15 protein-coding genes and 1 riboswitch are annotated in these 15931 nt (G+C 68.5%); of the genes, 13 read left to right on the top strand and 2 right to left on the bottom strand.

Features of this window, described 5'->3' with window-relative positions; all coding sequences use genetic code 11:
- Positions 1–65 precede the first annotated feature (65 nt).
- Genes H9L09_RS01385 through trpD form a run of 3 tightly spaced genes read left to right on the top strand, consistent with a single transcriptional unit; the run spans position 66 to position 2447 of the window.
- Positions 66–971 carry a cytochrome c oxidase assembly protein gene (locus H9L09_RS01385; RefSeq protein WP_246456197.1) on the top strand — a complete coding sequence of 302 codons (906 nt, stop codon included), beginning with the start codon at positions 66–68 and terminating at the stop codon, positions 969–971.
- Between the two features lie 10 nt (positions 972–981).
- Positions 982–1392 carry an Rv3143 family two-component system response regulator gene (locus H9L09_RS01380; protein WP_187579018.1) on the top strand — a complete coding sequence of 137 codons (411 nt, stop codon included), beginning with the start codon at positions 982–984 and terminating at the stop codon, positions 1390–1392.
- A 14-nt stretch (positions 1393–1406) separates the two neighbouring features.
- Entirely contained in the window at positions 1407–2447 is a 1041-nt protein-coding gene (trpD, locus tag H9L09_RS01375; protein ID WP_187579017.1) for an anthranilate phosphoribosyltransferase, read from the top strand.
- 28 nt (positions 2448–2475) lie between these two features.
- Here the strand turns inward: trpD and H9L09_RS01370 are convergent, their stop codons facing one another.
- Both H9L09_RS01370 and H9L09_RS01365 read right to left on the bottom strand, forming a co-directional pair.
- The gene (locus H9L09_RS01370; protein WP_187579016.1) at positions 2476–2754 is read right to left on the bottom strand and encodes an Lrp/AsnC family transcriptional regulator; all 279 of its coding nucleotides are present in this window, start codon (positions 2752–2754) and stop codon (positions 2476–2478) included.
- A 9-nt stretch (positions 2755–2763) separates the two neighbouring features.
- Positions 2764–4557, bottom strand: a complete 1794-nt coding sequence (locus tag H9L09_RS01365) for a DEDD exonuclease domain-containing protein (protein ID WP_187579015.1) — start codon at positions 4555–4557, stop codon at positions 2764–2766.
- A gap of 90 nt (positions 4558–4647) precedes the next feature.
- Between H9L09_RS01365 and H9L09_RS01360 the strand changes: the two genes are divergently transcribed.
- The 10 genes from H9L09_RS01360 (at position 4648) to H9L09_RS01315 (ending at position 15775) form a co-directional block, all read left to right on the top strand.
- Positions 4648–4896, top strand: a complete 249-nt coding sequence (locus H9L09_RS01360) for a hypothetical protein (RefSeq protein WP_187579014.1) — start codon at positions 4648–4650, stop codon at positions 4894–4896.
- Positions 4893–6236: an NYN domain-containing protein gene (locus H9L09_RS01355; RefSeq protein ID WP_187579013.1), complete on the top strand. Its 1344-nt coding sequence runs from the start codon at positions 4893–4895 to the stop codon at positions 6234–6236. Before H9L09_RS01360 ends, H9L09_RS01355 begins: the two co-directional genes overlap by 4 nt.
- A gap of 75 nt (positions 6237–6311) precedes the next feature.
- Positions 6312–6518, top strand: a complete 207-nt coding sequence (locus H9L09_RS01350; protein ID WP_187579012.1) for a hypothetical protein — start codon at positions 6312–6314, stop codon at positions 6516–6518.
- Positions 6519–6591: 73 nt separating this feature from the next.
- Positions 6592–7644, top strand: a complete 1053-nt coding sequence (locus H9L09_RS01345; RefSeq protein ID WP_187579011.1) for a glycosyltransferase family 2 protein — start codon at positions 6592–6594, stop codon at positions 7642–7644.
- Positions 7641–8477, top strand: coding sequence for a glycosyltransferase family 2 protein (locus H9L09_RS01340; protein WP_187579010.1), 837 nt, complete (start codon positions 7641–7643; stop codon positions 8475–8477). The genes H9L09_RS01345 and H9L09_RS01340 overlap by 4 nt, the downstream gene beginning before the upstream one ends.
- 151 nt (positions 8478–8628) lie before the next feature.
- A riboswitch (cyclic di-AMP (ydaO/yuaA leader) is annotated at positions 8629–8805 on the top strand.
- Positions 8806–8817: 12 nt separating this feature from the next.
- Positions 8818–9864: a C40 family peptidase gene (locus H9L09_RS01335; protein WP_246456196.1), complete on the top strand. Its 1047-nt coding sequence runs from the start codon at positions 8818–8820 to the stop codon at positions 9862–9864.
- Positions 9865–9898: 34 nt separating this feature from the next.
- Positions 9899–11128 carry a gluzincin family metallopeptidase gene (locus H9L09_RS01330; RefSeq protein ID WP_187579009.1) on the top strand — a complete coding sequence of 410 codons (1230 nt, stop codon included), beginning with the start codon at positions 9899–9901 and terminating at the stop codon, positions 11126–11128.
- Positions 11129–11163: 35 nt separating this feature from the next.
- Positions 11164–12432 carry a M48 family metallopeptidase gene (locus tag H9L09_RS01325; protein WP_246456195.1) on the top strand — a complete coding sequence of 423 codons (1269 nt, stop codon included), beginning with the start codon at positions 11164–11166 and terminating at the stop codon, positions 12430–12432.
- Positions 12429–13562 carry a glycosyltransferase family 4 protein gene (locus tag H9L09_RS01320; RefSeq protein WP_187579008.1) on the top strand — a complete coding sequence of 378 codons (1134 nt, stop codon included), beginning with the start codon at positions 12429–12431 and terminating at the stop codon, positions 13560–13562. The genes H9L09_RS01325 and H9L09_RS01320 overlap by 4 nt, the downstream gene beginning before the upstream one ends.
- Before the next feature lie 77 nt (positions 13563–13639).
- A complete protein-coding gene (locus H9L09_RS01315; protein ID WP_187579007.1) occupies positions 13640–15775 on the top strand; it encodes a hypothetical protein in 2136 nt (711 codons plus the stop codon).
- Positions 15776–15931: the final 156 nt, after the last annotated feature.

Below are 15931 nucleotides of genomic sequence, written 5' to 3'. Positions count from 1 at the left end.
CAGCCGGTGTCGCGGGTCGGATCCCGCCGCGCTCAGGCGGGCGGCGGCGACCTAGGCTGGAGGCCGTGAGCATCTTCGCCGACGCCTCCGAGCTGACCGGTCTAGCGCCGTTCAGCCTGGGCCGGGTCTTCACCGGCTGGACGCTCGATCCGTTCCTGTTCGTCGCGCTGGTCTGGGTGGCCGGTGCCTACCTGTACGGCGTCCGGGTGCTGCACTCCCGCGGGGACCGGTGGCCGGTGATGCGCACGGTCAGCTTCGTGGTGTTCGGGATGGGGATCTTCGCGTTCGCCACGATGTCGGGGCTGGGCGCCTACGACACCGCGCTGCTCTCGGTGCACATGGTCCAGCACATGCTGCTCTCGATGGTGGTGCCGCTGCTGCTGGCGTTGGGGGCGCCGGTGACGCTGGCGCTGCGCACGCTGGCGGCCCGGCCGCGGTCCTGGCTGCTGGCGGTGCTGCACTCCCGGGTCGCCCAGGTGCTGACCTTCGCGCCGCTCACGTTCACGCTGTTCGTGATCAGCCCGTGGGCGCTCTACTTCACCGGCTGGTACGACGCGTCGCTGCGGTCGACCTTCGTCCACGAGATGATGCACGTGCACCTCGTGCTGGTCGGCTCGCTGTTCTTCTGGCCGCTGGTCGGCGCCGACCCGGTGCCGGGCCGGGTGGGCTACCCGTTCCGGCTGCTGATGGTGTTCCTGACGCTGCCGTTCCACGCCTTCCTCGGGGTCACGATCATGGGCCAGCAGGAGCTGATCGGCGGCTCCTGGTACCGCGCGCTGCCCGAGGCCGCCGGTCTCACCTGGCTGCCCGACCCGGCCGCCGACCAGCACCTGGCCGGCGGGATCCTGTGGGGCTCCGGCGACCTGGTCGGGCTGCTGTTCCTGGCGGTGCTGTTCACCCAGTGGGCGCGCTCCTCGATGCGCGAGGCGGCCCGGGAGGACCGGCGGCTCGACCGGTTGGAGAACCGGTAGCATCTGCGGCGTGACCGAAGCGCAGAGCGACCAGCCGTTGAAGGTGCTCGTCTACAGCGACGACGCGAACACCCGCAGCCAGGTGATGCTGGCCCTCGGACGCCGCCCGCACCCGGACCTGCCGGAGCTGGAGTACGTCGAGGTGGCGACCGAGCCGGTCGTGATCCAGCAGATGGACTCCGGGGAGATCGCGCTGGCCATCCTCGACGGCGAGGCCACGCCCGCCGGCGGGATGGGGATCGCCAAGCAGATGAAGGACGAGATCTTCCGCTGCCCGCCGATCCTGGTGCTCACCGGCCGCCCGCAGGACGCCTGGCTCGCCACCTGGTCGCGCGCCGAGGCCGCCGTCCCGCATCCCATCGACCCGCTGCAGCTCGCCGAGGCCGTGACCCGGCTCCTCAAGGCGCGCGTCCCGGCCTGACCGGCCACCCGCCGATGACCGACCACAGCTGGCCGGAGGTGCTGTCCGCGCTCGTCGCGCGCACCGACCTCTCGACCGAGCAGACCGCCTGGGCGATGGGGGAGATCCTCGCCGGCGAGGCCACCCCCAGCCAGATCGCCGGCTTCGCGGTGGCGCTGCGGGGCAAGGGCGAGACGATCGACGAGCTCGAGGGCCTCGTCGCCGCGATGTACGCCAAGGCCACGCCGCTGAAGGTGTCCGGGCGCGTGCTCGACGTCGTCGGCACCGGCGGCGACCGGTCGATGTCGGTGAACATCTCCACGATGGCCGCGATCGTCGCCGCCGGCGCCGGTGCGCACGTGGTCAAGCACGGCAACCGGTCGGCGTCGTCCAAGGCCGGCTCCGCCGACGTGCTCGAGGCGCTCGGGATCCGGCTGGACCTGCCCGCGGACCAGGTGGCCGCGGTGGGGGAGGAGGTCGGGATCACCTTCTGCTTCGCCGCCGCGTTCCACCCGGCGTTGCGCCACGCCGCCGTACCGCGTCGCGAGCTCGGCATCGGCACCACCTTCAACTTCCTCGGCCCGCTGGCGCACCCGGCCCGCCCGGAGGCGCAGGCGATCGGCTGCGCGGACCCGCGGATGGCGCCGCTGATGGCCGGCGTGTTCGCCCGCCGCGGCGTCGACGCCTGGGTGTTCCGCGGCGACGACGGCCTCGACGAGCTGACCACCACCACCACCTCGCAGGTGTGGGCGGTGACCGGCGGCGCGGTCGAGCAGTTCACGGTCGACCCCGCCGACTTCGGGCTCGGCGGCGGCACGGCGGAGGGCCTGCGCGGCCGGGACGCCGCCTACAACGCCGACGTCGTACGCCGGCTGGTGGCCGGTGAGCCGGGTCAGGTCCGGGACGCGGTGGTGCTCAACGCCGGGGCGGCGCTGGCCGTCCACGCCGCCGAGGCCGGCCCGATGGCCGACCGGCTGAGCGCCGGGATCGCCCGAGCGCAGCAGGCCCTCGACTCCGGCGCCGCCGCGGATATTTTGGACCGCTGGGTCGCCGCCTCGGCCGAAGCGTCTAGCTGACCCAGCCGGTTACTCCGACGGACTGGCGTCAGTCGAGGCCGAGGGAGAAGGCCGACTCCAGGTCGTGCTGGGAGTAGGACCGGAACGCGATGTGGGTCTCGGTCGCGCTCACGCCGGGGACCTTATTGAGCTTGTCGGCCACCACAGCGGCCACGTCTTCGTGGTTGCGGACCCGCACCAGCGCGATCAGGTCGATCTGCCCGGTCACCGAGTAGACCTCGCTGACGCCTTCGAGCGCTGCGATCTCCTCGGCGACCTCGGGGATCCGTGCGACGTCGGCCTTGACGAAGACGATGGCAGTGATCATGACGTCACGCTATCGGACCGGTTGGTGCTCGGGCCGCAGCCCGCGGCGATCCTCGAACGGCACGAGGCTCTCGCGCGACTCGCGCACGGCGTCGTGGAGCTTGAGGTGCTTGGTCGCACCACCCACGGGGCAGGTCCAGTCGCCCTCGACATGGACGAGGCGGACGCCGTCGGACTCGAGCCACCTGAGGAGCTTCTCGCTCTCCTCGGCCGTCGCCGCCGGTGTGGGGCCGGGTCCTGGGACGACCGTCTCGGCGGATGCCCGAAGGCCCAGGACCCAGTCGCCGGCGTGAGCACCGTGGGGGATCACGCCCGCGGCGGCCAGCCGACCGTGCCGGATGACATGGACCGCCCACCGGTCGTCCTCGCGTCGGGCCGCGACCACCTCCGAGCAGCGGGTGAGGGCCTGGAGGCGCTGGGTTCGGGCGGTGCCGCGGAGGAATGCGGCGAGCCGGTCCCGCCAGGACGAGGCGTCCTCGAACCGCTCGGACGAGGCGAGAAGCTCCATCCGGGCGGTCAGCGTCGCCACCACGAGGTCGGGTCGGCTGGACAGTGCGACCCGCAGGTCGTCGACGGCTGCGTGATAGGTCTCCGCGTCGACGCTGCCGTCGCAGGGAGAGAGGCACTTGCCCATCTGCGCAAGAGCGCAGGCGGTGAGCGACGGCTTCTTCGCCATCCTCCCGCCGCACTGGCGGATCGGGAACGCCTCGTGCAGCGCCAGCAACGATCGTTCGGCGGTCCGCTTGGAGCCGAACGGTCCGACGTACTCGGCGCCGTCGTCGAGGACCTGCCGGACCAACGACAGCCGGGGCCACGGCTCTACGGTCAGCTTGATCCAGTGGACCCGCTCGGGGAACCTCGAGCGGCGGTTGTAGCGGGGCTTGTGCTCGGCGATCAGGCGGAGCTCCCGGACCTCGGCCTCGAGTGGCGTCGTGCACTCGATTCCCTGGACAGAGGCGGCCAGGTTGACCATCTCCCCCATGCGGGAGCGAGTCTCCGAGGCGGTGAAGTAGCTGCGGACACGGGAGCGCAAGTCCTTAGAGGTGCCGACATAGAGCACCCGGCCTCGTTCGTCCTTAAACAGGTACACGCCCGGGGCATGCGGCAGCCCCTCGGCCAGGTGGCGCTTGCGTCGCTGGGCCGTGCTGACTCGGGCCGAGAAGGTCGCCAGCTCCTCGAGCGTGTTGACGCCGAGGTTCCCCAGCCGCTCCATCAGTCCGTGCAGCACATCCACCGTGGCGCGCGCATCCGACAACGCGCGGTGGTTGGGCGTGGTGGCGCTGCCGAACAGGGTGGCGAGGGAGCCGAGCTTGCAGTTCGGCGTCTCGTCGCGGGTCACGACCCGACGGGCCAGCTTGGCGGTGTCGAGGACCTCGAAGGCCGGCCAGGGGCGTTGCTGCTGTGCCGCGAAATGTTTGAGGAACCCTACGTCGAACGGAGCGTTGTGCGCCACCAGCACGGTGCCCCGGGCGAACTCCAGGAACTGGGGGAGGACCTGCTCGATCCGGGGGGCGGTCGCCACCATGGAGTCGGTGATCCCCGTGAGCACCGCGATGAAGGGCGGGATCGCCTGGTGCGGGTTCACCAGGGTCTGGAACTCACCGAGCACCTCTCCGCCGCGCACCTTGACCGCGCCGATCTCGGTGATCATCGAACCGCCCTGAGCGGATCCGCCGGTGGTCTCCAGGTCCACCACGCAGAAGGTGGTGTCGCGGAGCGGGCGGCCCAGCTCGTCGAAGCTTCGCTGGCTCTCCCAGTGGGGTTGGTGCCGCTGGTCGGCGGTCTCCACCGGTGCGCTGCTCATGAACCGGACGTTAGATCGCACCGCCGACCATTTCGGCTCGCCACGCGGCATACGCTGGCCACAGAAGTCCCACCGAGCCGAGGAGTCCGCATGTCGACCGCCCTGCCTGACGCGAGCAGCCGGTGGCGCTGCGGTGGCTGTGGCAACCTGACCCGCTTCGACGTCACCCGGACCCGACGGACCACCGAGTTCTGGCACTTCGACCTGGCCGGGGAGCACCTGGTCGAGGAGTCGCGCACGGACGAGGAGTCGGTCGAGCGCGTGGCCTGCCGGTGGTGTGGTCGTTCCGACGCGGTGGAGATCGTGGCGCGCAACGAAGTCGACGCCGGCAGCTCGTGAGCGCGGGCGAGGCAGCGGAGGGCAGCAGCGGCGCGGACGTGTCCCCGCTGTTGCCGGGGCCTGTCCGGGTGCGGGTGATCGCGCTGGCTGCCGACGCGCTGGGAAACCTGCCGGCCGAACAGCTGCCGGCACCGTTGAAGCGGGTTGCCTCGTTTGCGTCCAGTCGTCGTGCCAAGCTCGCCGGAGCCCAGATCGCCTCTGTCCTGGAGACCGACGAGCGTTTTCGTGACCGGGTCGCCACCCTGGTCCGCCCCGAGGTGACCGGTCTGGTCGACGCCCTCGAGGCGGGGGATCTCCCGGCGGCTGCAGACCCGGTCGAGCTGGCCGCGGTCGCGTTCCTGTTCCGCCCCGACGGGTGGCAGCAGATCGTCGAGAGCGCGGTGTCAGCCGTGGTGCGGCAGCACGAGAGCGCCTCCTCCCGCCAGGCTGAGGAGCAGATCGAGCGGCTTAAGGCCCAGGTCGAGACCGCTCACGAGGAGTCCCGCAGCTCGCGGTCCCAGCACCGCGAGGAAGTGGCTCGGCTGAAGGCCGATAACAGCGCTCTGCGGCACAAGCTCGGCGACGCGCGCATGCGCCTGAAGGAAGCCGAGGAGGAGGCTGCGCGAGCCCAGGACGAGGCCATGGTCGCCCGACGTGGTGTGAGCAGCGCGGCGGCCGCCGGTGAGGCGGAGGCGCGTCGGCTCCGCAGTCGGGTCGAGGAGCTCGAGGGCGAGCTGGCGGGACTCCGTCGGGCCGAGCGCGCGGGCCGAGGCCAGGAAACCCTTCGGGCCCGCCTCTTGCTCGACACCTTGCTGGAAACGGCTCAGGGTCTGCGGCGCGAGCTCGCGTTGCCGGCAGTGGAAGGATCACCGGCCGACCTCGTCGAGGCCCACGTCGCCGAGCAGGGCAGCAGGGTGTCCACCGCCCATGGGTCGATGGCCGTCGACGACCCGGCGCTGCTCGAGCAGCTGCTCACGATGCCACGGATGCACCTGATCATCGACGGCTACAACGTGACCAAGTCCGCCTATCCGGAGCTGTCGCTGGAGAAGCAGCGTGACCGCCTGATGAGCCGGTTGGCGCCGCTTGCTGCGCGCAGTGGAGGCGAGACGACGGTCGTCTTCGATGCCGCGGACAAGACCGAGAGACCGTTGGTGAACCGACCACGCCACGTACGTGTGCTCTTCAGCCCGGTCGGAGTCATCGCTGACGACGTGATCCGGGAGCTCGTGGCCGCGGAACCGACGGGACGCCCGGTCGTCGTGGTGACCAGCGACCAGGCCGTCGTGCGCGACGTGGTGCGTGCCGGGGCCCGCGCCGTCGCCGCCGCAGCGCTGTCCCGCCTGCTCGCACGGGCCTGAGATCCGTCCCGGGCTCCGAAACTGTCGGAGCATGCTGTCAGCGTCCTTCCAGACTACTTCCCCGGGAGGATTCCAATGAGCGTGCACATCGACTGCGACACCTGCGTCGTGAGAGGCCTGGCCTGCCACGACTGCGTGGTGACGGCCCTGCTCGGTCCGCCGCCGGAGCTCGGCTTCGACGAGGACCAGCAGCGGGCCCTGGAGGTGCTGGCCGGCGGAGGGCTGGTGCCGCCACTGCGGATGGTTTCGCCGATCTCTGGGCCCGATGTGGCGTCTGCCTGACAACCCCTTGCTCGCCTTGGGCAGTCTTCGCATTTCACGCAATGGTGAGGATCCGGCGTGGTACCAATGTCGAATGACGCTGGGTCTGTCGGTTGTCGTGCCGATGTTCAACGAAGAGGAGGTCGTGCCCCTCTTCGTCCAGCGGCTGCGTCCCGAGCTCGATGCGTTGAGTCACGACGGTGTGAGCGTGACCTACGAAGTTGTGTGTGTTGACGATGGCAGTCGCGACGGCACCGCCGAGCTCCTGTTTGCGGCACGAGAAGAATGGCCCCAGTTGAGGCTCGTGCGGCTGCTGCGCAATGCCGGCCACCAGGCTGCGCTGACCGCTGGTCTTGATTCGGCACGTGCGGAGTACGCCGTCACTATCGACGCCGACCTCCAGGATCCTCCCGAAGCCATCGGGCAGATGTATTCCATGGCGGTGTCGGATGGGCTTGATGTTGTCTATGGCGTTCGTTCGGATCGGTCGAGCGACACGATGGTCAAGCGGTGGACCGCGCACAGCTACTACCGGGTGATGCGTCGTCTATCGGGCCCGCAGTTGCCGGACAACGCCGGGGACTTCCGGCTGGTGAGCCGCCGTGTCATCCACGCGCTGTCGGCTCTGCCTGAGCACGGTCGTGTCTACCGCTTGGTCATCCCCTGGTTCGGTTTTCCGTCTGGCCAAGTGACGTATGTGCGAGACCGTCGTGCTGCAGGACGGACGAAGTATCCGCTCAGCCGCATGGTCTCTTTGGGGCTCGATTCCGTGACAGCCTTTTCAGCCGTGCCACTCCGCTTCGCCACATGGGCCGGGATGCTGGGCACGGGGTTCGCCTTGTTCGCCATGGGGTGGGCGCTCTGGGGCTCGTTCGTCGGTGGCACCGTTCCTGGTTGGACCTCCACCGTCGCAACCCTCGGTTTGCTCGCGGCGGTACAGCTCCTATGCCTCGGCCTCTTAGGGGAGTACGTGGCGCGGATCTTCGTCGCCAGCCAAGGGCGGCCCACCTACCTTGTCGGCTATGACAGTCTCCACCACCCGCACCCCGCCCTTCGTCACGAGGTGACGGGTTCTCCGACCTATGCGCCGCGGTATTCCGGGGGAGCCGGCCCCAGCCGCAATGACCGTTCAGGATCGGCTGCGTGACGCCGCGGGTCTCAGTAGTTGTCCCGACGTACAACAATGCCGACCACATTGCGGCGACCATGCGTTCGATTCTCCAGCAGTCGTTCGCCGACTTCGAGTTAATCGTGTCCGACCACGCTTCGACAGACGGCACGTGGGAGCTACTGCAGCAATTCAGCCATGATCCGCGTATCCACCTTGAGCGAATCTCATCGGGCGGGGGAGCCGAGCGCAACTGGAATCACGTGAGCAGCATGGCTTCCGCCCCGTTGTTGAAACTCGTCTGCGGCGACGACCTGCTGGACCCAGAATGCTTGGTCCTGCAGGTCCAGGCCGTCGATCGGGGTGGAGCCGGCGTCGTGATGGTGGCGGGTCGTCGCGACATCGTGGACGCCCGCGGAGCTGTCGTCACCAGGGCACGTGGCTTACCTAGGATGAAGGGCCGTGTGTCTGGCTCGGACGCAGTCCGTCGGACGATCAGATCAGGCACGAATGTCTTCGGTGAACCCTGCGCCGTCTTGCTGCGACGTGACGCGTTGGAGGCTGTCGGGGGGTGGGAGGGCACCCACGGCTACGTGATCGACCTCGCGACCTACGTCAAGGTGCTCGCATGCGGCGACTTGATCGCGTTGGAAGATGCTGTGGCGTCCTTCCGGCTCAGCGCCGGTCAGTGGAGCGTTCGCCTGTTGGCTGAACAGGTCGGCCAGGTCGACTCGCTCCGTCGAACTGTCGCCACCCTGTACGGCGCGGACTTTGCGTTGACCCGCGCAGACCTGCTCACCGGTGCAGTTGCCACGAGAGTTCAAGCGAGAAAGCGGCGGCTTGCCTACCAGGTTCTGGCCAGACGTCTGTGACCTGTGTGACTTCTGTGACACCTGAGGCGCGAATTCGCCGGATTGCTCCACAGAGGTCGCGGACATGCCGAAGTTTGGTTTGCCGACGCTCCGGATCACGCCTAGCCTGGGTAACTCGAGCGCCTGTCACAGCCGACCAGACCGGGTCGGCTCAGGCGCTGCGCTGAGTCTGGACGATGCCGGGGGTTGCGGAGTCCGGAGCCGGGGAACCACGTTCCTGGGGTGAATCGCGTGTGGCTGACCGTCGGGAGACGGCCGGTCGTGTGTGTAGGGCTTCTTTGCCGCCCGAACCCGTCAGCTAACTCGGTAGGCGTCACGACAAAGAGGAGACCGTCCGCTCGTGCTGAACGGCCGGAAGCGCACCGCATCTGTTCTCGCCACCCTGTGCATCGCCGCCACGAGCGGTTCGGTGCTGTCGGCGACGCCTACCTTCGCGGAGCCGAACATCGACGATGTCCAGGCCCGCGTCGACTCCCTCTACGAGCAGGCCGAGAAGGCCTCCGAGCGCTACAACGACGCGCGCCTCGAGCTGACCGATGCCCGCGGCCGGCTGGCTGCCTTGGACGCCGACCTGCGCCGCCAGCGCGACAAGGTCGACGCGGTCCGCGACGAGGTGGCCTCCGCCGTCGTCGCGCAGTATCAGGGCCAGGCGCTCTCCTCCGCCACCCAGGTGATGCTGTCCGACGACCCGGACACCTTCCTCGACCAACTCACCACGATCTCCGGCTTCAACGACCAGCGCGCCGCGATGATGGCGGACTTCGCGGTCCAGGCCAAGCAGCTGGAGATGCGGGAGGCCGCCGCGCAGCGCGAGCTCGACCGGATCGCCGAGACCAAGGCGCAGCTGGCCGACGACAAGGCCGAGATCGACGACAAGGCAGCGGAAGCCGCCAAGCTTCTCGACCGCCTGGAGGCCGAGCGGGCCGCCGCCGCGGCCGCGGCGAGCCGAGACGCGCAGCGCACGGCGGAGGCCGCCCCGGAGGCTGCACCGGCGGCCGAGCCGACAGCGGAGCCCGCAACCGCCAATGTCTCGGTCTCCGGCAGGGCGGGCGCCGCGGTGTCGTACGCACTGGCCCAGGTCGGCGACGCCTACGTCTACGGCGCCGCCGGTCCGAGCGCCTTCGACTGCTCCGGCCTGACCATGATGGCCTGGGCGCAGGCCGGCGTCGGTCTCCCGCACTCCTCAAGCGCGCAGATGGGCTCGGGCACGCCGGTGTCCCAGTCCTCGCTGGCCCCGGGCGACCTGGTCTTCTACTACTCGCCGGTGAGCCACGTCGGCATTTACATCGGCAACGGCCAGATCGTGCACGCGGCCAACCCGAGCTCGGGCGTCACGGTCGCCCCCGTGTTCTCGATGCCGTACTCCGGTGCCGTCCGACCGGGCTGAGGCTCTCGACGAGGCCGGTCACTCACGTTGGTGGGTGGCCGGCCTCGTGCTGTGTGTGGGGGTCGCGCTGATCGCCTATGTCTTCCTGTCGCGACCCCAGCTGGCCGACCTGCCGCCGGCCCGGCCGGGCACCGCACTCGACACCCGCGACGACGCGGCGGCCGAGCTGCTCAACGACCTGACCGCCGCGCTCGACGGCGGCTCGCCCGCCGCCCTCGCCGCGCTGGCCGCCCCCGGAGATCCGGCCGCGGCTCGCGAGCTGGCCCAGATGAAGGCCAACGTCCGGCGGCTGGGGATCACCGGTCTCTCGATGCGCTACGTCGACGACGACACCAGCCACCGACCGGCTGTCGCGCAGGGCCTTGCCCGTCGGGCCTGGGTCGGCGACGTCCAGCTGCGCTGGCGGGTGGCGGGCTTCGACCGGAGCAGCAGCGAGATGGAGGTGACGATGACCTTCCTGCAGACACGGGACGGCGCGGCGTTCGTCTCGGCTCGGCTCGACTACGGCGACCCGGCGCCGCTCTGGCTGCTCAGCAAGCTCGCCGTCGAGCAGAGCCGGACCTCGCTGGTGATGAGTGCCAAGAGGCCTGGGGTGGTCGGGTACTCCCGTCTCGCAAACCAGGCGGTCCGCGACGTCCGCAAGGTGCTGCCGCGGTGGCCGGGCCCGCTGGTGGTCGAGGTGCCCTCGTCCCAGGGTGAGCTGGAGCGCTTGCTCGGCGCCGAGCCGGATACCTACGCCGCCATCGCCGCGGTCACCACCCCTGTGGACGGCTCGAACACCGGCGACTCACCCGTGCACATCATGGTCAACCCACCGGTCTTCGGGCCGCTGGGGGAGAAGGGCGCGCAGATCGTGATGAGCCACGAGGCCGCGCACGTCGCCACCCACGCGGCGACCTCCAGCATGCCCACCTGGCTGCTCGAGGGGTTCGCCGACTACGTCGCCCTCGCCTACGTCGACCTCCCGGTCGAGGTGACCGCGAGCCAGATCCTCGCGCAGGTCCGCTCCGACGGAGTGCCCGACCACCTGCCGAACCAGGACGACTTCAAGGCCGACAGCAAGGACCTCGGCGCCTCCTACGAGGCCGCCTGGTTGGCGTGCCGACTGCTGGGGGAGACCTACGGCCGCGAGCGGCTGCTCCGGTTCTACGAGCAGGCCGACCGGGACGGCAACACCGAGGCCGCGTTCCGTCAGGTGCTCGGCACGAGCGAGTCCGTCTTCACCGACCAGTGGCGCGACTACCTGCGCCGGTTGGCTCGCTGAGCCCCGGTTGGACCGGACCTGGCAGGCTGTCTGACGTGGAGCAGAGTCGACCGGGCATCGCGAGGCGGACCGCGTGGTTGATGGCGGCGTTGGCGACGCTGGCCCTGGTGGTCGTCGCAGCGCTGTGGGTGCCCTGGTCGTGGGTGCCCGGAGGTCGGTTGGTGCCGCTGTCGCCCGGCGACCTGTTCACCAAGTCCGAGCTGGCGCGGGCCGAGCGGTTCTCCGACGCTCGCCGATGGCTCGGCTGGACGTCGTACGCCGTCTCGCTCGCCACCGCGGCGGCCCTCGGGTTCACCCGGTGGGGGGCGCGGCTGGTGCGGCGGTTGGAGGGAGGCCGCCGGTGGCCGGTGACCGCCGTGCTGGCCGTGGGTGCGGTGCTGCTCATCGGGCGGCTCGTGACCCTGCCGCTGAGCCTCCTGCTCCGCCGTCTCGGTCTCGAGTACGGACTGACCGACCAGGCCTTTACCGGCTGGCTGCGGGACCTGACCGTGTCCTTCCTGGTCAGCTGGGTGGCCACCAGCATCCTGGTGCTGCTGATGATCTTCTTCGCCCGGTGGCGGCCGCGGACCTGGTTCGTGTGGGCTGGCGGGACGGCGGCGGTCGTGGCCGTCGCCGGTTCCTTCCTCTACCCGATCGTGGTGGAGCCGCTCTTCAACAACTTCACGTCCATGCCCGACGGCCCGCTCCGCACGTCGATCCTCCGGCTCGCCGAGACCGAGGGGGTGAGGGTCAGCGACGTGCTGGTGGCCGACGCGTCGCGGCGTACGACGACGCTGAACGCCTACGTCTCGGGGTTCGGCAGCACCCGGCGGGTCGTCGTCTACGACACGCTGCTGCAGGCGATGACGCCGGCCGAGGCGCGGGTGGTGATTGCCCACGAGCTCGCCCACGCCAAGCACGATGATGTCCTTGTGGGGACACTGATGGGGGCGCTCGGCGCGATCGCCGGGGTGGCAGTCCTCGCGCTGCTGCTGGACAGCCGGCGACTCCAGGAGCGATCGGGCTCGGCGGGTACTGCCGACCCGAGGAGCATCCCTCTGGTGCTGGCGCTGGCCGCCGTCGGCAGCCTGCTGAGCAGCCCCGCGGTCAACGCGGTCAGCCGCTCCATCGAGATCCGGGCCGACCGGGACTCGCTCGCAGCCACCGGCGCCGACGCGGCCTTCATCGACATGCAGCGCCAGCTGTCCCTTCGAGCGCTGCATGACCCGACGCCGCCGGCCTGGAGCCAGTGGTTGTTCGGCAGCCACCCGACGGTCCTGGAGCGTGCCGGGCTGCCGAGCTCGCTGGCGGAGGCCGGCAAGTGAGCCGGGTCCTGTTTGTCACCAACGACTTCCCGACCCGGCGTGGGGGTATCGAGACCTTCATCCTGGCGTTGTGCGAGCGGCTGCCCCCCGATGAGGTCGTCGTCTACACCGCCTCGATGCCGGGCGACCGCGACTACGACGCAAAGCTTCCGTTCCCGGTGTACCGGGACCCGGCCGCGACCTTGCTGCCCACGCCGGCGGTGGCCCGCCGTGTGATCGAGGTGATGCAGCATCACGACTGCGACCGGATCGTCTTCGGGGCCTCCGCGCCTCTCGGGCTGCTCGCGCCACGGCTGCGACGGGCCGGTGCCCGACGCATGGTAGCGCTCACTCACGGCCATGAGGTGTGGTGGGCGCGGGTGCCCGTCGCCCGCCGACTGCTGCGACGCATCGGCGACTCCATGGACGTGATGACCTACGTCAGCGAGTGGTGCCGAGACCGCATCGCACCAGCACTGTCACCCCAGGCAGCCGCCCGGATGCAGCCGCTCTCTCCGGGTGTCGACACCGAGCGCTTCTACCCCGGCTGCGGGGGAGCGGAGGTGCGCGCCCGGCTCGGTATCCCGCCGGACGCGCCCGTGGTCGTGTGCACTGCCCGCATGGTGAAGCGCAAGGGGCAGGACACGCTGGTCAAAGCCTGGCCGCAGGTGCTCGCGGAACGTCCGGATGTGGTGCTGCTGCTGGTGGGTGACGGTCCCCATAGGGCCGCCGTTGAGCGGATGGCGCGACGGCGCCGACTGGGCGACTCGGTCATCTTCACGGGCTCGGTGCCCTGGGAGGAGGTCCCCGCCTACACGGACGCCGGCGACGTTTTCGCGATGCCGTGCAGGACGCGACGGTTCGGACTAGAGGCGGAGGCCTTCGGGATCGTGTTCCTTGAGGCGCAGGCGTGCGGGCTGCCAGTGTTAGTGGGATCCTCCGGAGGGACCAGGGAGACGTTTCGTCCGTACGAAACCGGACTGCTCGTGTCCCGCAGAGACAGCGAGAAGCTTACCCATCTTCTCCTGCGGCTTATAGAGCAAGTTTCGACGACCAGTCGAGAAGCGTGCTTCCTGACGTGGGCTCGCGACCACGATTGGCGAGTGTCGAGCCTACGACTGCAGAATGCCTTGGCAGAATCACTTGTGTGAATCCATCAAGATCGGACCGGCTCGTCCGTCTCAGGCGTTCTCACATTTTCGGAGGCGCGGCAGCAGCGTTCGCGGCGGTGGGATCGATCGTGGTGGTACTCGCCTGCTTCGGTGTGCATCCGGAGCAGTCACTGATCTACCTTGTGTACTGGACCTTCGTTATCGCGTTACCAGGAAGGGTCGTCTGGTCTCGCGTCGTCGACCGTCTAGGTTCAGCTAATCCCGACGTTGTCCAATTGCGGACTCGTTTAGAAGGTTGGGTGTGCGGCGCGATCGTTGGCTACATGTTGGAACTCCCCTGTTACATCATCTTTCGATGGGCGGGGTTCCCCAGGCTCTACATACTGCCGGCACTTCTGATATGCGGCTACGCAGCGCTGCGGCTCCTCAAACGCCCTGAATTTGCTGCTCCTGTGGTGCTGCCCCGGCTGGCGGCGTGGAGTCTCGGTGCACTGGTTGTCTACCTGGCGGTGTGGTTCGGCCTGCGGGTATTCGCCATACTTCCGCTTGGAAGTGCTTCCATCGTCGATCCGGACGAGATGTTTCACCTTGCACTTATAGGTGAACTTCGTTATCACTTTCCTGCGAGTTACCCGTACATCGAGTATCCGGGCAGTTTGACGTACCAATGGTTTTTCCACGCGCACGCGGCGGCGAGTTCATGGGCGACGGGACTGTCACCGGAAGTGCTTTACAGGCGCATTGACCCGTTGGTACTGAGCGTGCTGACGGTAATCGGTGCTGCGGTTCTCGCAATGCGCGTTTCGGGTCGAGTGTGGGCAGGTCTGCTCGCCCCGGCCATTCTGGTTCTCGTTGGCAGCTTCGACGTGACGGGGTCCGCTATCGGCGAAGCGGTACCCGAGGAGAGATTCCTACAAGGGATGATCTTGGTGCACAGCCCGACGCAGACCTTTGCGTTCGCTTTGGCGGTGCCGATGCTGTTGTTGACATGCGAAATCTTGCGCATGCGAGTAGTTCCACTGAGCACTTGGGCGCTCCTGCTGCTCGGTTCGGTTGCGTTCTCAGGCGCAAAAGTGACCTTCCTCCCGATGTTCGCGTGCGGCTACGTCGCGGTATTAGCTCTCCGCCTAACCCGTGGTCTGCGCACCTCCTCACAAGCATGGGCAGGGTTGCTCGCCACTGTGGGTGTTGTCATGTTGAGCGGCTTGGTTCTTTACCACGGTGACACGCAGACATTGAAGTTCGCTCCACTCCAAAGCGCGAAACACTTTATGTCGGCTCTCGGCATGCAGGGAAGTGGGCTCTCTGGGCAACTTCTAGTGACTGCTGCCTTGCTGGCCATGTGGCTCGTTCCGGCGGTTGGTGCCTTCGGCGTGTTCGCGAGCCCAGAAACAAGGTGGGACAATCGCGTTTGGTGGCTCAGTGGCGCGGCCGCAGCGGGATACGGAGCCACTTTTCTTCTGGGCCACGGAGGCAGTAGCCAGCTCTATTTCGGGCGCTCCAGCGCTCTGCCCGCATGTGTCCTAGCGGCTTGGGGATTGCAAAAGATGTACGAAGGTATGGTCACACGGCGCTCAGTGGCGATTGCAGCGGCTGCGGCTATGGCCGCGGCCCTGGCTCTCTTCGGAGCACGGGCAATTACGGAGCACTGGAAGGCACCGGCCCCCGTCGACGGAAAATTGGTCGAAAGCCCCGTATTGCGACTCTGGATGAATCTCCCAGCACTGGCGATTATCGTCGTCTTACTGATGCTTGCAAAGCTGGTCGTGCGTGACGCGAGCCGAGGGCGAATTCAGATCCCGCTGCGGCTCATCGTGGTCGTGGTCACCGGGCTGGGACTTGCCCGCTCTATCGCCTTCGTCACCGGTCACGTGCCACACGATAAGGCTCCGAGTGCGGAGATGACGTACGGGCATGATGGGCGGCAGGCAGCGCTGTGGCTGTCGGATCATTCCGCGCCCGGTGAGACAGTGATCACCAATGTGCACTGCGGACCGGCGTTCCCGACGCCTGAAGACTGCGATGCTCGGCATTTCTGGATGTCGGCGCTCACTCAGCGTCGCTTTGTCATCGAGGGCTGGGCCTACACGGCCAAGTCGAGGCCCTGGACCGAGGGCTTCTGGGGGACCCGAAGCTCTTGTCGGACAACGATGCGTTGTTCACGCATCCGTCCAGCGATGGTTGGAATGCGTTCCTCGATGATCATCCTGCTAGCTGGGTGCTCATGGATTCGCGCGGACCAGGGGCGATAGTTGACCTACGAAGGGTGCAGGGACTGCAGGTGGTATTCAGAAGGGGACACTACACAGTCCTGAGTGTAGAGCTCGGCTGAGCTCAGGGACAGGCGTTGGATCCCGAGAAGTCGCCGGAGGCCAGACTCTGGCAGGTATCTGCGTAAGTAGCGCCCG

Origin of the sequence: Nocardioides mesophilus (genome assembly GCF_014395785.1) — a bacterium.
In the GTDB taxonomy this organism is placed as follows: Bacteria; Actinomycetota; Actinomycetes; order Propionibacteriales; family Nocardioidaceae; genus Nocardioides_B; species Nocardioides_B mesophilus.
Note: the sequence above shows the minus strand (reverse complement) of the source record. Positions and strands in the feature narration are given on the sequence as shown.